The organism is Lacrimispora sp. (assembly GCF_047605665.1).
Classification (GTDB): Bacteria; Bacillota; Clostridia; order Lachnospirales; family Lachnospiraceae; genus Lacrimispora.
In genome coordinates this window covers 109,441-126,669 of sequence record NZ_JASGFH010000007.1, presented here as the reverse complement: position 1 = coordinate 126,669, position 17,229 = coordinate 109,441, and the positions used below count along the sequence as shown (strand labels likewise).

Genomic DNA, 17,229 nt, shown 5'->3' with positions numbered 1-17,229 from the left:
GAATATGGCCTCCCTATTGCATTTAGACAATAGATTTCTGCCTCCAAAATACAGATGGCTGATCGCTATCAGCATAAATAATATTTTCAATTAATGTAGCCTGCATTGTTACTGGATCATCATATAAAATGTTTAACCGTACATAAAAATTTTCGGGAACAATTTTAAATTTTTCTGCACCTTCAGAGACACCTCCAGCGTTTACAGTATAATAGAATACGTCCTCATCGGCCCACATTGAAATAATGTCAGCTATACCATATAATACATATAGATATTTTAAAACAGGAGCATATTTCGCATATATAGGAGTTCCTTCTAAGGCTTCAACAGCTTGATCTACAAAGTAATCCTGTGTGACACCCTCAAGAAAATCCAAAGAGGTTTTTTGTTCATCCTCGCTTTGCTGGCGTTCAAACAGATAAGTTGTAATTGGCCCAAGAGCGGTTCCTACAATTGGGAGAAAGCCGGCAAACATGGCAATTGCTGCGTCACTTTGTTTTAATTGAATGATAATTTCCCTGGTGTATCGGACATTGTCCATAACTGTATATGCAAATCGAGAACGTTCCTGGGCAGAAGTTTGATAAACATAATCGCTTTCAAAAAGTCCTGTTTCATCTGAGTAAATACCTGGATATTTATCTTTATACTTGCTTTTCCTTCTAGTAGCCCTCATTTCTCCGTAAAGTATATCGCATATTGCATAATTTTCTTCTCTTAAATATGTTAAAAACATACGGGATAGAGCGACTACCAGTCGATAATCTTCATCCGATAATATCGTAAAGTCTAAGGTAAGTAAGTCTATGTTAGAAAGAAGGTCATTATTAACACTGCTTTCTCCCATATCTGATCCAGCTCTTGTCACAATATTATCAATTGGAAATGTAGTTCCATCCGATGCGGTTATGGAATATTCACGGATTTGATCATAGTTCCAGTTCTCAGGAAGGGGATGGCCAATATTTCCACTGAACCCGGAGGACATATCACTTACAAAGCTCCTCACAGCAAGATTTTCCTCACTTATTTTCTGGCAAATCTGACGAGGTCCATAAATTCCTACCTGATAATGCAAAGGATTTTTATTCTGATTGGAAAAATGATAATTAATTCCTCTAAAAAAATCCATGACTTCCTTGTTTAACTGACTTTCAGAAGCATCAAAATCTACTGGGAAATAAATAATAGTATCTTCTAAAAAACCGTATGATAAAGCATTTTTTAAAGCATTAAATGCCTGATCCTGCCCCTGCTTGTATGAAAAGCAATCCAACGCGTTATTACTTTCCTGATAAATAGGAAATACTTTTAATCCTGAACTTAATAATAGGTCCAGTTCTTCTGGCCGGAGTTTCTTAGAGGTTCCGGAAATATAACGGCCAACCGTTTCTTTACCCTCTGCTTTTATTGCAGCCACTTCTGCAGCACTTGCAATTACATGTGCTGTATCACAGGCTTTGCCTACCCGGTTCTTGTCACCATAACTAATCATTAACGAAGCCCAGGTCTGCTTTCCTACAACACCATCAGAAGGTAATCCGACATATGCCTGAAATTTTTTAACTGCTGATTCCACGCCTCCGCCGAAACCTCCATCGAAGCCGTTAGGATCATATCCGTTGAAATACAAAGCATATTGCAAAATGTATACAAACTGTTTGTTAGTAACCGTTCCGTAACGTCTTAATAACGGACAATTATTAAAGGTATTATTTCCCCAAATTCCATCGATAGAAACTGAGGGTATTGTTTTATGTTCTTCAACTTGTAAAGCCAAAATTAACGCTTTGCTCATTTTCCTGTCTTTGATACCGTTAGTTGGTATTAAATCCATATAACTGTAATAATCTTTATTAAGATTTTGCTGGATAATACGGATATTGGAATCACCCTTAGAAGATAACACAAAGCCGTCCATATTAAGCAAAGCTTTAAATATTTTAGGTTCTGTACTGCCGCCAGGATTTGCCAAACCAGCATCTGTTTTGAATTTTTTAATAGCATTTTTTAATCCATCTCCATAAACCCCATCCAAGCCTGAAGGATTATATCCCTTACAATATAATGCTCCTTGTAAAATATAAATAACATGCTCCAGGTTATTGTAGGTGTTTTCTGGTGTGTTATCGGATAGGACGACTAATTTATCTAAAGTATCTTTTCCAAATACTCCGTCAATCGGATACGCCGATAATTCAATCTGTAACGCTGTGGTTAATGCACGTACAGTCGTGTTTCCAGTTATACCATCGGGATCTATGTTTCCGATCAGATCTGGAGTGTACGTTTGATTAAGCCAAATTTGCACATTTCTTACCATTTCATCTGCCATTTTTTTGTTCTCCTTTTTGGATTTATTTTGTAGGCGCTTACATAAATGTAAAAAGGAGAATTTTAGGAAAATGTAAACTTCATTATTAATAATTTCAAGAAATATAGAAAAAAGACATTATATGCATGGTATTAATTTTTTTATATAGTGCTGCAGAATGACGAAAAAAAATCTATGTTATTCACTGACTATAATATAAATAACGCTTCACAATTAATTTGTATTTGCGAGGCGTTATCTTTATACTTTATAAAGTTCTTAGCTTGAAACGTTGATTGCGTTACATTATCTCCCTGTTAATACTAATTTAGGTAAATACCATCCACACATTTACGAGGTCATTTTTAACGAGTATTAATATCTCCTTTAGTATCAGGAATTGCATCCTCCAGGATATAGCCTGGTGAATTGCTGCCGTTAACGCCATAACCTGTAATTCGGGAATCATCTGCATATCTCCATACTTTACACACCTTGTTGGAGAGGTTTCCTTCAATTGTATAAATTTTATTAGTTCTTTCATCATAACCAACCGTAATTGCAGTGTGAGAAGCATCATTTTTTAAGAATAAGATATCTCCATATCTTGGCAGATAGCTGCCTTTAGCACCAAAGCGTGATTTTCGCTTATACCAATGCAAACCTGTAGAAACTGCAGCATATTTGGGGATGATACCATTCGCATTGTTTGCAGTAGCTAACAGGCCGGCTTGATGAGCACACCAGGATACGAACATGGCACACCAAGGCTCCCCGTCCATTCCGTACCAATCCCCGTACTTTGTAAGATTATCATATTTTTCTACAATTCCGTTTTCATTTAAGGCGATACTTACAAAGTTATCTAAAAAGGCCTCATCATTAATGCTTTTCACAATATTATTTGTCTCTGAAATCACTGAGGGTGCAGGAATTTCTACTTCATATCTTTTGGGAGTTGAAGAATATAACAAGGCAAGAGTATTGGGTCCCGCTATTCCGTCAACAGGCAATCCATTAACTCTCTGAAAATCCCATACAGAGTCGTATGTTCCATTTCCAAAAATGCCATCTGCACCAGCTACACCGCAGGAATACCCTAAAGCAATTAATCTCAACTGTGCTTCTTTAACATTTTCGCCCTTAGCGCCTCTTGATAATACATATGGTGTAGTGTCATTGTTATCAGGGAAGAGCAACTTTAAAGTTCCTGTCCCTGCCATACCATCTGCAGTTAATCCATGGCTGCTTTGAAAGTCTAATATACCGTTATATGTCTTTGCTCCCACAATGCCATCAATTGTGCCAATGTTGTACCCTGCGTTTTTTAATCCTCGCTGTAATGGAATAATCTGTTCACATAACACATTCCAAGTAAGGTCATCAACGATTCCTGTAGTCGTTATTCCATTTTTATTTTGAAATCTTATAACTGCACGCTCTGTTTGGTTTCCATATATGCCATCCATACTGCAAGAATTGATACAAACTAGACGCAATCCCTGCTGTAAAAATTTTACATTGTTACCTGAATCTCCTTTTTTTATTAACATAAACTTTCTCCTTATCAGTTAGATCTTTTAAATGCACATACAACCAACTAAAAAGTTAAAAACAGCGGAATTGTAAACTGAATTATAAAAAACAGGATCAGCAACTAGCCAATCCTGTTTTCTTTGCATTTTACCTGCATAATCTCTACCTACGGCACTAATAATCAATACATTTAAAGGGGTTGATTAATCAATGTCAGATATGCATATGAGTCAGCATCCAACAACTAAATCGGAGCCTGCCATGATGCGTTTGCAAATCAGTATCATTCCAGCTCAGATAACAGATCTACTAGCAATTGGAGATTAGCAACTTCATATTCATTAAATACATTATCGAAAAATTCTGATACCTTTACTGCCGGTGAATACCAAGTATATTTTTCAAAATAATTACTTCTACTCAATATTTATTCTGTACTTCTCCTGTTTTTTGTAATTTAATATTAATATAACTTTTAAAGGGCATAAGTACATATCAAAATTTGAGATGTATAAAAGAAGTATAATAAAAAGAATATCATAAAGCAGTAACAGTGTTAAAGCAATTGTAGTATTTTAAAGGTTAAAGTTAGGAAAAGAAATTCAGGAAATACGGAAAATGAGCAATTTATGTGCCTAAAAGCGAAATTTATGTGTTATGTATTGAAAAAATACCAAGAAAAACAGAGCAGGAAATTCCTTAGAAAAAGGGAGCTTTATTAAGGAGAAGCCTTTATTTTGGTCGTGCTAAAATAAAGACATAGGTAAAACAAACCAATAGAAAAATCCCAGAATAAAGTGTTAGATGCTTATAAAGCATACTTTATACTGGGATGTTTTTATTTATGAGCATTTGAGTTAAAAACTCACATTATCCGGCTGCCCCTTTTTTTCATTAAGTATTAGTAATTGGTTATGAGCACCTCAACCGTAACCGCATCCCTCTCCTTAAACTGATAATTACAGTTAGAATACGTCTTATCGATGTAATGAACCTGATACCGCTTACTCCAGTCGATCAAAAGCTCATTTGACAGGCCCTTGTGGTACAACACATTGGATAAGGCAAACCGGATTCCCCGTTCATCCAGCCTGTCCAGAAGCTCTAAAAGCTGCTGCTCTTCCCTTTCCTTCCAGTCCTTAAACCCCCTGTTTCCATCGTTATAATTTCCCGTGGAAATCAGATAAGGAGGGTCGCAGTAAACCAGGTCCTCTGCCCCAAGGCCGGTAAAGTCCAGCACGGTGAAGTCCTCATTTGAAAACTCAATATTTTTCTCATGAAGAGCCCGGCAGAATTCGGTCAGGTTTTTTTCGATATTTCCATTAAAGGAGCTTCTGTTTCTCCCGAAAGGGGAATTAAACTCATGGCTGTTATTAAAACGTATCTGATGGTTAAATGCATAGCAGGCCAGCACAAACAGCTCTGTTAAGTCCTTGGTCCGGTTATAATGGGACCGGAGGGCATAATAGCCTTCCTTGTTCTGCTGGGTCAGCTCATACTGCTTGATCAGGCCCTTAATCCGCTCCAGAAGGGTTTCCATATCCGACTGCCCAAACATCTGAAACATCTCAATGACATAAGTGATCTGGTCATTGCAGATGATTTTCTCCGCTTCCACATTGATTCCCACATTAAAGCCCCCAGCAAAGACATCCACAAAGGTGCGGATATTCTCAGGAAATGCCTTGAAAATGGGCTCCAGAAGCTTGTATTTTCCCCCCGTGTAGTTTAAGGGACTCTTTATGTACATGGCGGCACCTGCTTTTCTATATAAAACAGCAGCTCCTTTAACCGCTCTGTTTCTTTCACCTTCCGGCTCTTGTACCTGCGGTAAGGGATTTCGTATATATGAAAAGTTTCCGGCTTTCCGTATTTTTTCATGGCCGCCTCGATCTCCTCTAAAGACATGAGTCCGTCGGTGCTGTAGCTTAAGATGATATGCTGAAACCGGGCATTTTCAAGCAGCTCTTCAAATGCGGGAACCGCCTTGTGCTTCATGCAGAAATCCGATTTCTGCCCCTCATCCGGCCTTTGGCCTGTCACGCCTTTTACCTCCGGATAATCGTACCGGGCGGCTGTTTCAAGGACGTGGTAATTGGAAAGGTACTGGCGGGCATTGTAAGGGGGGTCTATGTAGAGAACATCTCCCTGAATCCGCTTTAAAAGCCCGGTTCCGTTTTCATTGAAGCAGTGATTTTGCTTTCCGTTGTGGGGTACGGACAGGCGGAACAGCTCGTAACGCTTATAGCTTCGCCTCTCCCACTTTTTATGAAAAGCCCCGTAGGTGCCGGAGGTGTTGGACACAAACGGAATCCCCTCCACAATACAGGCTGTCAGGTAATAATACTCGTCCTCATTTAACAATCCGGCCTTTTTCCAGTCCTCTACCGTACATCTGGCGAAGTCAATCCGCAGGGCGTTGTCGTCATTTAAATACATGCGGCCCCCGGTGGGCGCATAGGTGTTCTGGAAAAAGCGCCGCTCCTTTGGCAGTTCCTCCAGTTCCTTCTTTTCCCTTCCGTTAAAGTGATCTATGGGGTCCTGAATTCCGGTTTCCTCCCGCAGGCGGGCAAATTCCGGCACACTGTCATTTTCAACCGTAGCCCTTTGCAGCACGTAGGAAAAATAAAGCAGGTCATTGGAATAGACCTGATACCACTGTTTAAAATACCTGGCTACCGCAGCGGTTCCGGAAAATATATCACAAAAGCTCTGGGCATCCGGTGCCTTTTCATCCACTACATATTTAATCTGGTCCAGCAGCAATGTCTTGCTTCCAATAAATCTCATTCTTTTCTTGCTCCCATTTATCTAAGGAAGTTCGATGGGCCTTAGCTCACCGAACTTCAAAATTATGCCTCATATGATTATAATGGAAAAGCGGAAAAAACACAAGGAAAGGATTAATTCTGATAGACCCGTATGGCATTGCGGCTTTCCTTTGCCTGATACAGGGCCTGATCGGCATGGGTAAAAAGGCGCACCGGATCAATGCGGCCGTTGTAAAAAGCCAGGCCAAAGCTGGCCGTCATCTTTACGCAGATCTTCTCCTCCGGGCAAAGCTTTAAAAGCTCTCTGCTGAGCTTTTCACAGACCGCTATGGCCTCCTCCAGCTCTGCATTGCAAAACAGAAGGCAGAATTCATCGCCTCCGTACCGGTAGGGAATATAAGATTTGGAATTCTCCCTTAAAAGCCCTGCAAAGCTCTTTAAGCAGAGGTCTCCCATCTGATGACCCCAGTTATCATTGATGGCTTTAAACTTGTCCAAGTCCGCAATAGCCAATATGTACCGGTTGCTCTTGTCATCCTCAATGTCCTTTAAAGCCTCATGAAGGGCTTTCCGGTTGAAAATCCCCGTCAGCTCGTCGACTTTCAGCCTCTGCCTCAGTTCAAACCGTTCCATCTCCATCTGTATGCTGGCTTCATTTTTCTTCTTCACATACCGGATCACCACCATACTGGCTACGGAGATAGCCAGCAGGATGATGAGTGAAATGATAAAGTCTCCGAGCCTTAAGGTGCTGTCAAAAATACTGACCTTATCCCGGTCCCATTTTACAAACAGCTCTGAAAAAATGATGGCCGCCACACACATGAACGCCGTGATGCTGGTCACCCGGTAACTGGAATAAATCGTGGTCAGCAAGATAGCCATGGTGAAGATATAATAGGTCGATGTAAACGTACTGTGAACAGAGAACAGGATAAAGCAGACAGCCACCAGCATAAGGGAAATGGTGTAAATCTTGTAATTTTGTGATAAAGTTTTAGACCTCATTACCGCCGTATCAACCGCAATGCACAGGAAATTCAAGGTGCCCGGCACCATAATATACTTTAAAACATACCGGTCTAAGGTGGTTCTGAGTAATTCGGAATTGACAAAGATCAGGCTCATGGCGCATTCTGCCGCAAGGGCTAACATCACCAGCCCGATTGATATTTTATAATGAAGCAAAAGCCAGTCCCTGTCAATTTTCCTGTATTCTTCCTGGATATCGGCTGCATGTCTGTCAGCCGGATGCCCCTCTTCTCCCATTCCATTAAATGCCGTTAACATACTTCATCTTTTCCTCATCGTAATGGTATCATTCATATCATTCTTCGAATCCGATAAAATCTCCCCGCTTTTCCACAATCTCATAGCCTACAGAAGCAACCCGGTTTCTCAGACAGACATTGCACTCCGCCGCCTCTTCTCCCGTACATATCTTGTTGTCATACAGCTCGTACTTTTTCCTCACTCCGATAGGGGATAAATTGGGCATCAGGACGTTTGCCCCTGCCAGAATCCCCGCTTCCCTGCCTTTGGGATCAATGGTTCCAAGGGCTGTGGTGGAGGGCAGAAGCCCGTTGGGAATCATGAGCCTTAATATGCCGATGAGAAAAAGGGTCAAGTCCATGCTGCCTGCCGGAAAGTTTCCAAAAGGCGTGTCCTTGTGGGGAATAAAAGGCCCTATGCCCACCATCTGGGGGGACAGCTCCTTAATAAATAAAAGGTCCTCTGCAAGACATTCCGTGGTCTGGTAAGGAGAACCCACCATAAATCCGGTCCCCACCTGATATCCAATCTTCTTTAAGTTTCTCAGGCATTCCTTCCTGTTTTCCAGGGATAAGGAATCCGGGTGAAGAGCCCTGTAGTGGGCGTCGTCAGCCGTCTCATGGCGGAGCAGATAGCGGTTTGCCCCTGCTTCGTAATATTTTAAATACTGGTCATACGTCTTTTCCCCAAAGGAAAGGGTGATGGCGCAGTCGGGATAGCCTTCTCTTATGCTCTTTACAATGTCCACAACCACTTCATCCGTAAATGCGCCATCCTCTCCGCCCTGGAGCACAAAGGTCCGAAAGCCCAGCTCATGGCCTGTCTCGCAGCAGGAGAGAATTTCTTCTTTTGTTAAACGGTAGCGGTCCACATTTCTATTGCTTTTTCTTATTCCGCAGTAGTAGCAGTCATTTTTGCAGTAATTGGTGAATTCGATCAGGCCTCTGGTGTAGACCTCATTTCCGAAATATTTCCCGCTCAAGGACCTTGCCAGGGAAAACAGATATTCGCTGGTTTCCTTATCGAAGTGTTCCAGCAGGTAAATAAATTCGTCCTTTTCCAGGGTCTGTTCCTGGTACAGTTTATCAATCAGGTTTTTCATGGTTTACCACTCCTTTTACGGGTCAAATTCCTGACCTCACTTCGCCAGATTCTCAACGATCTGAATCTTCATGCCGTCCGGGTCCTTGATAAAGAAGTACCTCACGCTTGGATTTGGCTGTACCGGCTCTCCCGCTACGGCAATTCCCTTTTCCTTTACTAAGGACAGAACTGCATCTAAGGAGTCCACTTCAAAGCCCCAGCTAATGTCGTCTCCTGCATGGACGCTCTTTTCCGCTCCGATGCATATGAGCTCGATCTGGGTCTCTCCATCGCCTAAAAATGCGATTTCAACACCGGGACCTGCCGGAAATCTCCTTGCCACGGAAAGGCCTATGATTTCCTCATAAAACTTAATTGATCTCTCTAAATCGGTTACCCTCAATGTGCTCCAGCAAAATTTCATCAGATTTTCTCCTGTCATATTATTATTTTCATCTATATACTTTCTCAATTTGGATGTAATGATTATTATACACCTTTTTTAGCAAACCGGCAATTCTTCTGCCTACAGGGTAAAATACTTTTCAAACAAATCGTGAATGCACTGCTTTGCTTCCAGGCAAAAAGCTGTGTAACGCTCCATCAACTGCCGCCCCTCCTCCGTTACAACAGAGTATCCGCCGTCCTTTCCTCCCTGACGGCTTTCAATAACGGGCTCTCCAAGCTGCTGCTCCATAACCGCTATGATTTTTCTTCCCTTGCTGTAGGATATGCCCATACGGCGGCAGGCCTCCAAAAGAGAACCGGTCTCCTCCGTCAGTTGTAGTAGAAGCTGTGCTCCCGGACCATAAAAGGGCTTTTCCCTGACGATCTGAATCTTGATCTCAGGGCTGGATTTTCTGAGGCTGTGCTCAGACAGCAGATGGTCGCAGCTATCCTTATCCTCTATATTGGCAAGGACGCCCTCATCCTCCACCTCGATAAAACGGCGCTGAAGCCCGGACGCCCTCACTGCCCCGGCAAGGCCGTCTTCCCCTTCATAGGATAAGATTTCCCCAAAGTAATCTGCTCTTAAAAGCAGGGGATGGCCTGTCCTTCCTCTGTAAAAAGGGACGTAGACAGGGCCGTCACTGGCAAACATCAGAGCGCGGACCGTTTCCACGGAAAACAGGGGCACCGCCACATGGGTGACCATGGCCGCCGTGCACTTATCCTGCAAATAAGAAAGCCCGATCTTCACATTGTCGAGCATCTGGCCCCCTTCCTTTCCAGGCAGATAAACCACATTCATATGGGAACCGGGCTTTTCACTGTCATTGCAGACCACCGCAATCCTTTCGATTCCGGCCCGCTGGAACACCCGGATGATGCGGTGTATGGCGGGAATGGTTCCCACTTCCCTCAGCGGTTCAAAATCAGCCCTGTCCTTTGTTTTTCCTGAGGCAATAATCAAAGCAGCAACCATGTGTATTTCATCCCTTCTTTTTATTTAGTTAGATAGTATAGAATTTCCCTGTAAAAGTCAACCGTTTCTGATGAGGCTTTCAGGCAAATCCGTACACATAAAAAATATAACAACTTTTTCTCTGTAACTCCCCGCCTTTATTGACACGTCCCCATAACATGTTATACTTATTCCATGGGGAAGAAACAGTATTCTCACCCAGCCGCAGCAGGGGGGAACTGCTTTTGGCAAAAGTTCTATAATCTTATAAAGATGGAGGAATTGTAGTATGAAAGACAAAATTTTTGGTGTTTTGCAACGTGTAGGCAGATCGTTTATGCTGCCTATTGCCATCCTGCCTGTAGCAGGATTGTTTCTGGGCTTTGGAGGCTCCTTTACAAATGAAACCATGCTGGAAACCTACAACCTGATCGGAGTTATGGGACCGGGAACCTTTCTTTATGCTTTTCTCACCGTATTAAAGGCAGCCGGAGATATTGTATTCGGAAACCTTCCTTTGATATTTGCCATGGGTGTGGCAATCGGAATGGCAAAAAAGGAAAAAGAGGTAGCCGCACTGGCAGGCGCAATCGCCTTTTTCATCATGCATGCTTCCATTGGGGCCATGATCGATATAAACGGCGGTTCCGATCAGATGCTGGCAGGCTCCACAGCCTCTGTTCTGGGAATCAACTCCCTGCAGATGGGCGTGTTCGGCGGTATTCTGGTAGGCCTTGGCGTAGCGGCATTGCATAACCGTTTTTATAAAATACAACTGCCTCAGGTTCTGTCCTTTTTCGGCGGAACGAGGTTTGTACCCATTATTTCTTCCGTGGTATATGTGCTGGTGGGCATTCTGATGTACTTCGTCTGGCCTGTGATCCAGCAGGGTATCTTTGCAGTGGGCGCCCTGGTGAGAGGCTCCGGATATGCCGGAACCATGCTCTACGGCCTTATGGAAAGAGCCCTGATTCCTTTTGGGCTTCATCACGTATTCTACCTTCCCTTCTGGCAGACTGCCCTTGGCGGAACTGCAGAAGTGGGCGGCCGTATGGTGGAAGGCGCCCAGAATATTTTCTTCGCAGAGCTGGGAACAAAGGGCATCACCCATTTCAGTGTGGAAGCGACCAGATTTATGTCCGGCAAATTCCCTCTGATGATATTCGGCCTTCCGGGAGCCGCACTTGCCATGTATAGAACTGCAAAACCGGAAAAGAGAAAACAGGTGGGCGGTCTTCTTTTGTCAGCCGCGCTCACCTCCATGCTGACCGGTATTACAGAGCCCCTGGAATTCACGTTTCTCTTTGTAGCTCCCCTTCTTTACGTCATCCACTGTATCTTTGCAGGGGCAGCTTACATGCTGATGCATATTTTTAATGTAGGCGTGGGCATGACCTTCTCAGGCGGATTTATCGATATGTTTTTATTCGGTATTTTACAGGGAAATGCCAAGACGAACTGGATCAACATTGTTTTTGTAGGAATTGCTTACTTCGTGGTTTATTACTTCCTTTTCAGCTTCCTCATTGTAAAGATGGGTCTTAAGACACCGGGACGCGAGGACGACGATCAGGAAGCAAAGCTTTACACGAGAGCGGATATAAATGCATCAAAGGGCGATAAAAAGGCGGAAGCAGGTTCGGGAAATGACGAAACCTCTGCCCTCATCACAGGCGGCCTGGGCGGAAGCGGCAACATCAGCGACGTGGACTGCTGTGCCACCAGACTGCGCATCACGGTTCACGATGCGGACAAGGTCAGAGAGGATTTATTAAAGCAGAGCGGCGCAGCCGGTGTGATTAAAAAAGGAAACGGAATCCAGGTTATATACGGCCCCAGAGTCACTGTGATCAAGTCTGACCTGGAGGATTACCTGGCCCAGGGAGGAACCGGAGACAGCGGCAGTGCACCTGCTCCCGCTCCGGAGCCGGCCCCGGTCCAAAAAGAAGCACCTGCCCAGGACAAAGAACAGGCAGACATCATCACCTCTCCCATAGAGGGCAATGTCATCTCCTTGGAGGCGGTCAATGACGGCGTATTCTCCTCAGGAATGCTGGGAAATGGAATCGCCATCGAGCCTTCCACCGGACGTGCCGTAGCTCCTGTAAGCGGGACAGTTACCGTCGTATTTGACACAAAGCACGCCATTGCCATCACCTCAGACAGCGGAGCAGAGGTCATGATTCACATTGGTCTGGATACGGTTCAGCTCGGCGGAAAACATTATACCACTCACGTCAATGTAGGAGATCACGTTCAGCCGGGTGACCTTCTTGTGGAGTTTGATATGGATAAGATCAGGGAGGAAGGATACCCCGTAGTGACCCCTGTGATCATCACCAACACCTCTTCTTATCAGGAAGTTAAGGCTCTGTCTCACGGTCCTGCAAAGGAAGGCGATGAAATATTAAAACTGGTGAAATAACAGGGCTGTTTGCCGGCGGTCTTTATTTCAGTATAAAATTACTTATTCCACTTTACATAACTTTGATTATACGGTATACTTAAATTAAACTCTTCTTAAGGGCACCGTTTTCCCCAGTTTCTTCGGTGCTCTTTTTATTCCCGGTCCGGGACTTATTTTAGCATTATTTTTCAATTTAAAAAGGGATTCCCTTGTCAATGCCGGGGCTTCCCTTTTTTTACATACAAACCTTAAATTTATATAAACTTTTTCACATAGTAATTGCCTTTTTGCTATATTATATAGTATAGTTATGTTGAGGAAGTATGTAAATATTTACTCACAATTTTTAAAGAACAGGAAGTGATCCTATGAAGATAGAACGTATCAACGAAAACCAGATCCGCTGTACGCTTACCAGCTTTGATCTAAGTCTCCGGAACCTCAACTTAGGCGAGCTTGCCTACGGCAGTGAAAAAGCACGCAGCCTGTTCCGCGAAATGATTCAGAAAGCCTCCAATGAGGTGGGGTTTGAAGCAGAAGATATTCCTCTCATGGTAGAAGCAATTCCCTTATCTAACGAAAGTGTGATGCTGGTCATCACAAAAATTGAAGACCCGGAAGAATTAGATACCCGTTTTGCAAAGTTTTCACCGTCTTCGGAGGGAGACTTAGACTCTATATCAAGTGATTTAGCCAGCGAGCTTTTAGAAGGTGCCGACGGGCTGTTAAGCCTGCTGGGAATCGATAAAAAAGATGAATCGGAAGAGAAACAGACTAAGGAACCGTCAGGCTCCTCGGCCATAAGAATCTACTGCTTTGACAATCTGGATCAGATCTCTGATGCTGCCAGAACCATCGGACAGGTCTACGATGGAGAAAATACATTATACAAAAAGCCGGACTCCAGACAGTATTATTTAGTGGTCCGTAACACTCCTGAAAAATCCCAGGATTTCAGCCGCATCTGCAACCTGCTTGCGGAATACGGCTCCAAGGTCCATCAGGATTACGCTTCTGAAGCTTACTTCATGGAGCATTATGAGGTGCTGATCAAGGATCATGCCCTCCAGTCCTTAGCAAAACTTTAAACCAGACATCAAAATGAGGTTCAGCCCTTTTCCGGGCGAACCTCATTTTTTGCATTCCCTTAAACATTAAAAGCCCAAAGCTTCCTCCAGGAAAAACATGGCAATCAGTTCCAGAGTTGCGTCGGTTTCCTTACAGGGAATCAATATCCAGTCATGGATCATCTTTGCACCTTTTTTATAAAGGAGTTTCGTTTCTTTTAATGCTTTGGCCTTTTCCGCCAAAAGCTCACAGTCAGGTGTCATGATCTCCTCTGTTCCGGACAGCACCAGAATCTGCCCCAGATGGTTCCAGTCCCCGTAAAGGGGAGAAACCAGGGGATCATCCGGCTCCAAGGCGCCCCGGTAGCGGGTCCCCGCCTCCTTTAAGGCTTCCACCGGAAGGATGGGGTCTGATTTTTTTGCTATTTTTATCTTGGGATTGTCAAGTCCTAAGTCAAGCCAGGGCGAAATAACGGCAGTGCGCTCCGGCATGGGTAAGCCCCTGTCCCTTAATTCCTGTAAAAATGAAAGGGCCAGACCGCCTCCGGAAAAATCTCCCAGCAGAAAAATTTTATCTTCAGGATACTCTTCCTTTAAACGCAGGTATGCGTTGATCAAATATTGGTGAACAGCCATGGCTGTGTATTCCGGTGCCAGCGGGCACTGGAGTATGGACACTCTCACCTGTTCTTTTATGGCAAAATGCTCTCCCAGCTCCCTGTAACGCTTTGCCGGCTCCAGGGTATAGGCGCCTCCGGGAAGCATGAGGATGTGCGCACTTTTCACGTAGCTTCCGTTTATGGTCACTGCCTGGAAGCCATCTATGTTCCAGGACTTTACCCGCACCTTCTTGGAAAACCGGTCCTGAGCCAATTCCCCGCTCCCCCGGACCGGCTGTTCCAGCGCAAGGGCCATTTTCTTCTCCCTTTTGCCCATAGCTGCAAAAATCCTGGTCATCTCTGATTTTAAACTCATGAAGGTCATCTCTCCTTTCCCTGAATTCCTTCTTTTCCGGCACATTTCTTCCAGGTTACCAGCATATCACACTGAGTGGGCTTGCTCAACCACTTTTTACTGCCGTCCCCTCTTCTCTTTTATCCGCTTCCGGTATTGAAGGGGCGATTCTCCCTCTGACAGCAGAAAGCTTTTACAGAACACGGAAGCATCATGAAAGCCGCAGGAGAGGCCGATTTCCGTGATGGTAAGGCCCGTGTGCTCCAAGAGCCGCTTTGACTCCGTGACCCGGTAAGCGGTCAGGTAGTGCTTGGGGGACATCCCCTTGTATTTTACAAACAGCTTATAGAGGTAGGTCCTGTCGATTCCCACGTGTCTGGCTACGTCGTGAATCTGTATGGGGTAGCTGTAATTGTGATGAATATAGCCTTCCGCCCCCGACAGATAGCGCTGTTCATAGTCCATTTCCCTCCAGTCCTTGGGAAAGTGAGAAAATAAAAGGTAGAAGTAGCCTGTCATTTCATCCATGTTGTGCCTTCCGTTCTGAAAGGAATCCACCAAAAGCAGCATGGGAGAGCGCCAGCCCTCGTCCCTTTCGAAGCGGTAGATATACCCCTTTTCCTCCTGGCGGTATTCCGAAATAAGCCTCTCCGCCTCACTTCCTGCAAAAGCCACCCAGGCATACTCCCACGGGTCTTTTTCATCAGCCCTGTAATACGTAACCTCCTGAGGCTTAATTAAGAATGCATCTCCCGCCCTCAGCGCATATTCCTCTCCCCCGGTCTGGTAAATTCCCTTTCCCTTAAACACCACATGCATCAGATAGTGCTCCCGGATTCCCGGTCCAAAAAAGTGTCCGGCCGCGCACTGCTGGTGGCCGCAGTTATAAATGATTATGCCTCTGTTTCCCTGATTCATCTCTTCACCCTCCGTGCAACAAAACGACAATTTTATGAAACAATTTTCCTATCTTTTTCCACCCTGTAATTATACAATATTCTCATCAGTACCACAACAGGAACGAGGAGGAAGTACCATGGTAAAAATCACTTTTTTAGGGGCCGGAAGCACCATATTTGCCAGAAATGTTCTGGGAGACTGCATGTGCACCCCAGCACTTCAGGATGCGGAGATCGCCCTTTATGACATCGATCCCGGACGGCTTGAGGATTCAGAAATCATTTTAAACGCAATCAACAAAAACGTGAATCAGGGACGTTCTGTCATCAAGACGTTCTTAGGCGTGGAAAACCGGAAGGAAGCGTTAAAAGGGGCTTCTTTTGTGGTAAATGCCATTCAGGTGGGCGGCTACGATCCCTGCACTATTACAGACTTTGAAATACCGAAAAAGTACGGCTTAAAGCAGACCATTGCAGACACCCTTGGAATCGGAGGAATTATGAGGGGACTGCGCACCATCCCTGTTATGGAGGACTTTGCAAGGGATATGGAAGAGGTGTGCCCGAATGCTTATTTCCTCAATTATACCAATCCAATGTCCATACTGACCGGCTACATGCAGCGTTACACCAAGGTTAAGACCGTCGGCTTATGCCACAGCGTTCAGGTCTGCTCTGAGAAATTATTAAAGGCCCTGGATATGGAGGATAAGCTGGAGGGAAGGACCGAACTGATCGCAGGAATCAATCACATGGCCTGGCTTTTAAATCTTTATGACAAAGAGGGAAATGACCTTTATCCCGCCATCCGCCAGAAAGCATTTGAAAAGAACCGGACGGAAAAGCACAAGGACATGGTGCGCTTTGAATACATCCAGCATTTGGGCTATTATTGTACGGAATCCAGCGAACACAATGCAGAATACAACCCATTTTTCATAAAATCCAGGTATCCGGAAATGATCGAAGAGTTCCAGATTCCCTTGGACGAATACCCCCGCCGCTGCATCAGGCAGATCAGCCAGTGGGAGGAGGAAAAGAACTCCATTTTAAATGATGGCAAGATCACCCACACCCGTTCCCACGAATACGCTTCTTATATCATGGAAGCCATTATCACCAACAAGCCTTATAAAATCGGTGCAAATGTGCTGAATCAGGGGCTGATCGACAACCTTCCTGCCGAAGCCTGCGTGGAGGTTCCCTGTCTGGTGGACGGAAGCGGAATCACTCCCTGCCATGTAGGCCGGATTCCTACCCAATTGGCTGCCATGAACGTGACTAATATCAATCCTCAGCTTCTCACCATAGAAGCGGCCCGTGACAGAGATATCAACAAAATTTACCAGGCAGCCATGATGGATCCACATACTGCTGCAGAACTCAACATTAAGGATATCAGAAGCATGGTTGATGAACTGATTGAAGCTCATGGAGATTACATGAAGATGTACCGTTCTTAAGACTTGGAAATCAAAGGATAAAAAAAAGAGGCAGGTCCACAAGACCTGCCTCTCA

At 44.4% G+C, this 17,229-nt stretch carries 13 protein-coding genes; 3 read left to right on the top strand and 10 right to left on the bottom strand.

Annotated elements, in window-relative coordinates; translation table 11 throughout:
• Positions 1–22: 22 nt before the first annotated feature.
• The 8 genes from QM657_RS07740 to QM657_RS07705 form a co-directional block, all read right to left on the bottom strand.
• Complete coding sequence (locus tag QM657_RS07740; RefSeq protein ID WP_415066027.1) at positions 23–2,338, bottom strand: glycoside hydrolase domain-containing protein; 2,316 nt, start codon at positions 2,336–2,338, stop codon at positions 23–25.
• 344 nt (positions 2,339–2,682) lie between these two features.
• Positions 2,683–3,870: a peptidoglycan-binding protein gene (locus QM657_RS07735; RefSeq protein ID WP_415066026.1), complete on the bottom strand. Its 1,188-nt coding sequence runs from the start codon at positions 3,868–3,870 to the stop codon at positions 2,683–2,685.
• A gap of 884 nt (positions 3,871–4,754) precedes the next feature.
• Complete coding sequence (locus QM657_RS07730) at positions 4,755–5,603, bottom strand: Dam family site-specific DNA-(adenine-N6)-methyltransferase (protein ID WP_415066025.1); 849 nt, start codon at positions 5,601–5,603, stop codon at positions 4,755–4,757.
• Positions 5,594–6,643, bottom strand: coding sequence for a DNA adenine methylase (locus tag QM657_RS07725; protein ID WP_415066024.1), 1,050 nt, complete (start codon positions 6,641–6,643; stop codon positions 5,594–5,596). The genes QM657_RS07730 and QM657_RS07725 overlap by 10 nt, the downstream gene beginning before the upstream one ends.
• A 113-nt stretch (positions 6,644–6,756) precedes the next feature.
• A complete protein-coding gene (locus QM657_RS07720; RefSeq protein WP_415066023.1) occupies positions 6,757–7,914 on the bottom strand; it encodes a GGDEF domain-containing protein in 1,158 nt (385 codons plus the stop codon).
• A gap of 37 nt (positions 7,915–7,951) precedes the next feature.
• The gene (gene hydE, locus QM657_RS07715; protein ID WP_415066022.1) at positions 7,952–8,998 is read right to left on the bottom strand and encodes a [FeFe] hydrogenase H-cluster radical SAM maturase HydE; all 1,047 of its coding nucleotides are present in this window, start codon (positions 8,996–8,998) and stop codon (positions 7,952–7,954) included.
• Between the two features lie 36 nt (positions 8,999–9,034).
• Positions 9,035–9,403, bottom strand: coding sequence for a VOC family protein (locus QM657_RS07710; RefSeq protein WP_415066021.1), 369 nt, complete (start codon positions 9,401–9,403; stop codon positions 9,035–9,037).
• A gap of 102 nt (positions 9,404–9,505) precedes the next feature.
• Positions 9,506–10,405, bottom strand: a complete 900-nt coding sequence (locus QM657_RS07705; RefSeq protein ID WP_415066020.1) for an NTP transferase domain-containing protein — start codon at positions 10,403–10,405, stop codon at positions 9,506–9,508.
• A gap of 268 nt (positions 10,406–10,673) precedes the next feature.
• Between QM657_RS07705 and QM657_RS07700 the strand changes: the two genes are divergently transcribed.
• Positions 10,674–12,809, top strand: a complete 2,136-nt coding sequence (locus tag QM657_RS07700) for a glucose PTS transporter subunit IIA (protein ID WP_415066019.1) — start codon at positions 10,674–10,676, stop codon at positions 12,807–12,809.
• 350 nt (positions 12,810–13,159) lie between these two features.
• On the top strand, positions 13,160–13,879 hold the full coding sequence (locus tag QM657_RS07695) for an adaptor protein MecA (protein WP_415066018.1): 720 nt from the start codon (positions 13,160–13,162) through the stop codon (positions 13,877–13,879).
• Between the two features lie 66 nt (positions 13,880–13,945).
• Here QM657_RS07695 and QM657_RS07690 read toward each other — a convergent pair whose 3' ends face one another.
• Together QM657_RS07690 and QM657_RS07685 are read right to left on the bottom strand one after the other, a co-directional pair.
• Positions 13,946–14,833 (bottom strand): alpha/beta hydrolase fold domain-containing protein, encoded by an 888-nt coding sequence (locus tag QM657_RS07690; protein ID WP_415066017.1) that lies wholly within the window; start codon positions 14,831–14,833, stop codon positions 13,946–13,948.
• 96 nt (positions 14,834–14,929) lie between these two features.
• A complete protein-coding gene (locus QM657_RS07685; protein ID WP_415066016.1) occupies positions 14,930–15,730 on the bottom strand; it encodes an AraC family transcriptional regulator in 801 nt (266 codons plus the stop codon).
• A gap of 118 nt (positions 15,731–15,848) precedes the next feature.
• Here QM657_RS07685 and QM657_RS07680 point away from each other — a divergent pair, with 118 nt between their 5' ends.
• Positions 15,849–17,174: an alpha-glucosidase/alpha-galactosidase gene (locus QM657_RS07680; protein WP_415066015.1), complete on the top strand. Its 1,326-nt coding sequence runs from the start codon at positions 15,849–15,851 to the stop codon at positions 17,172–17,174.
• The last annotated feature ends 55 nt before the right edge of the window (positions 17,175–17,229 follow it).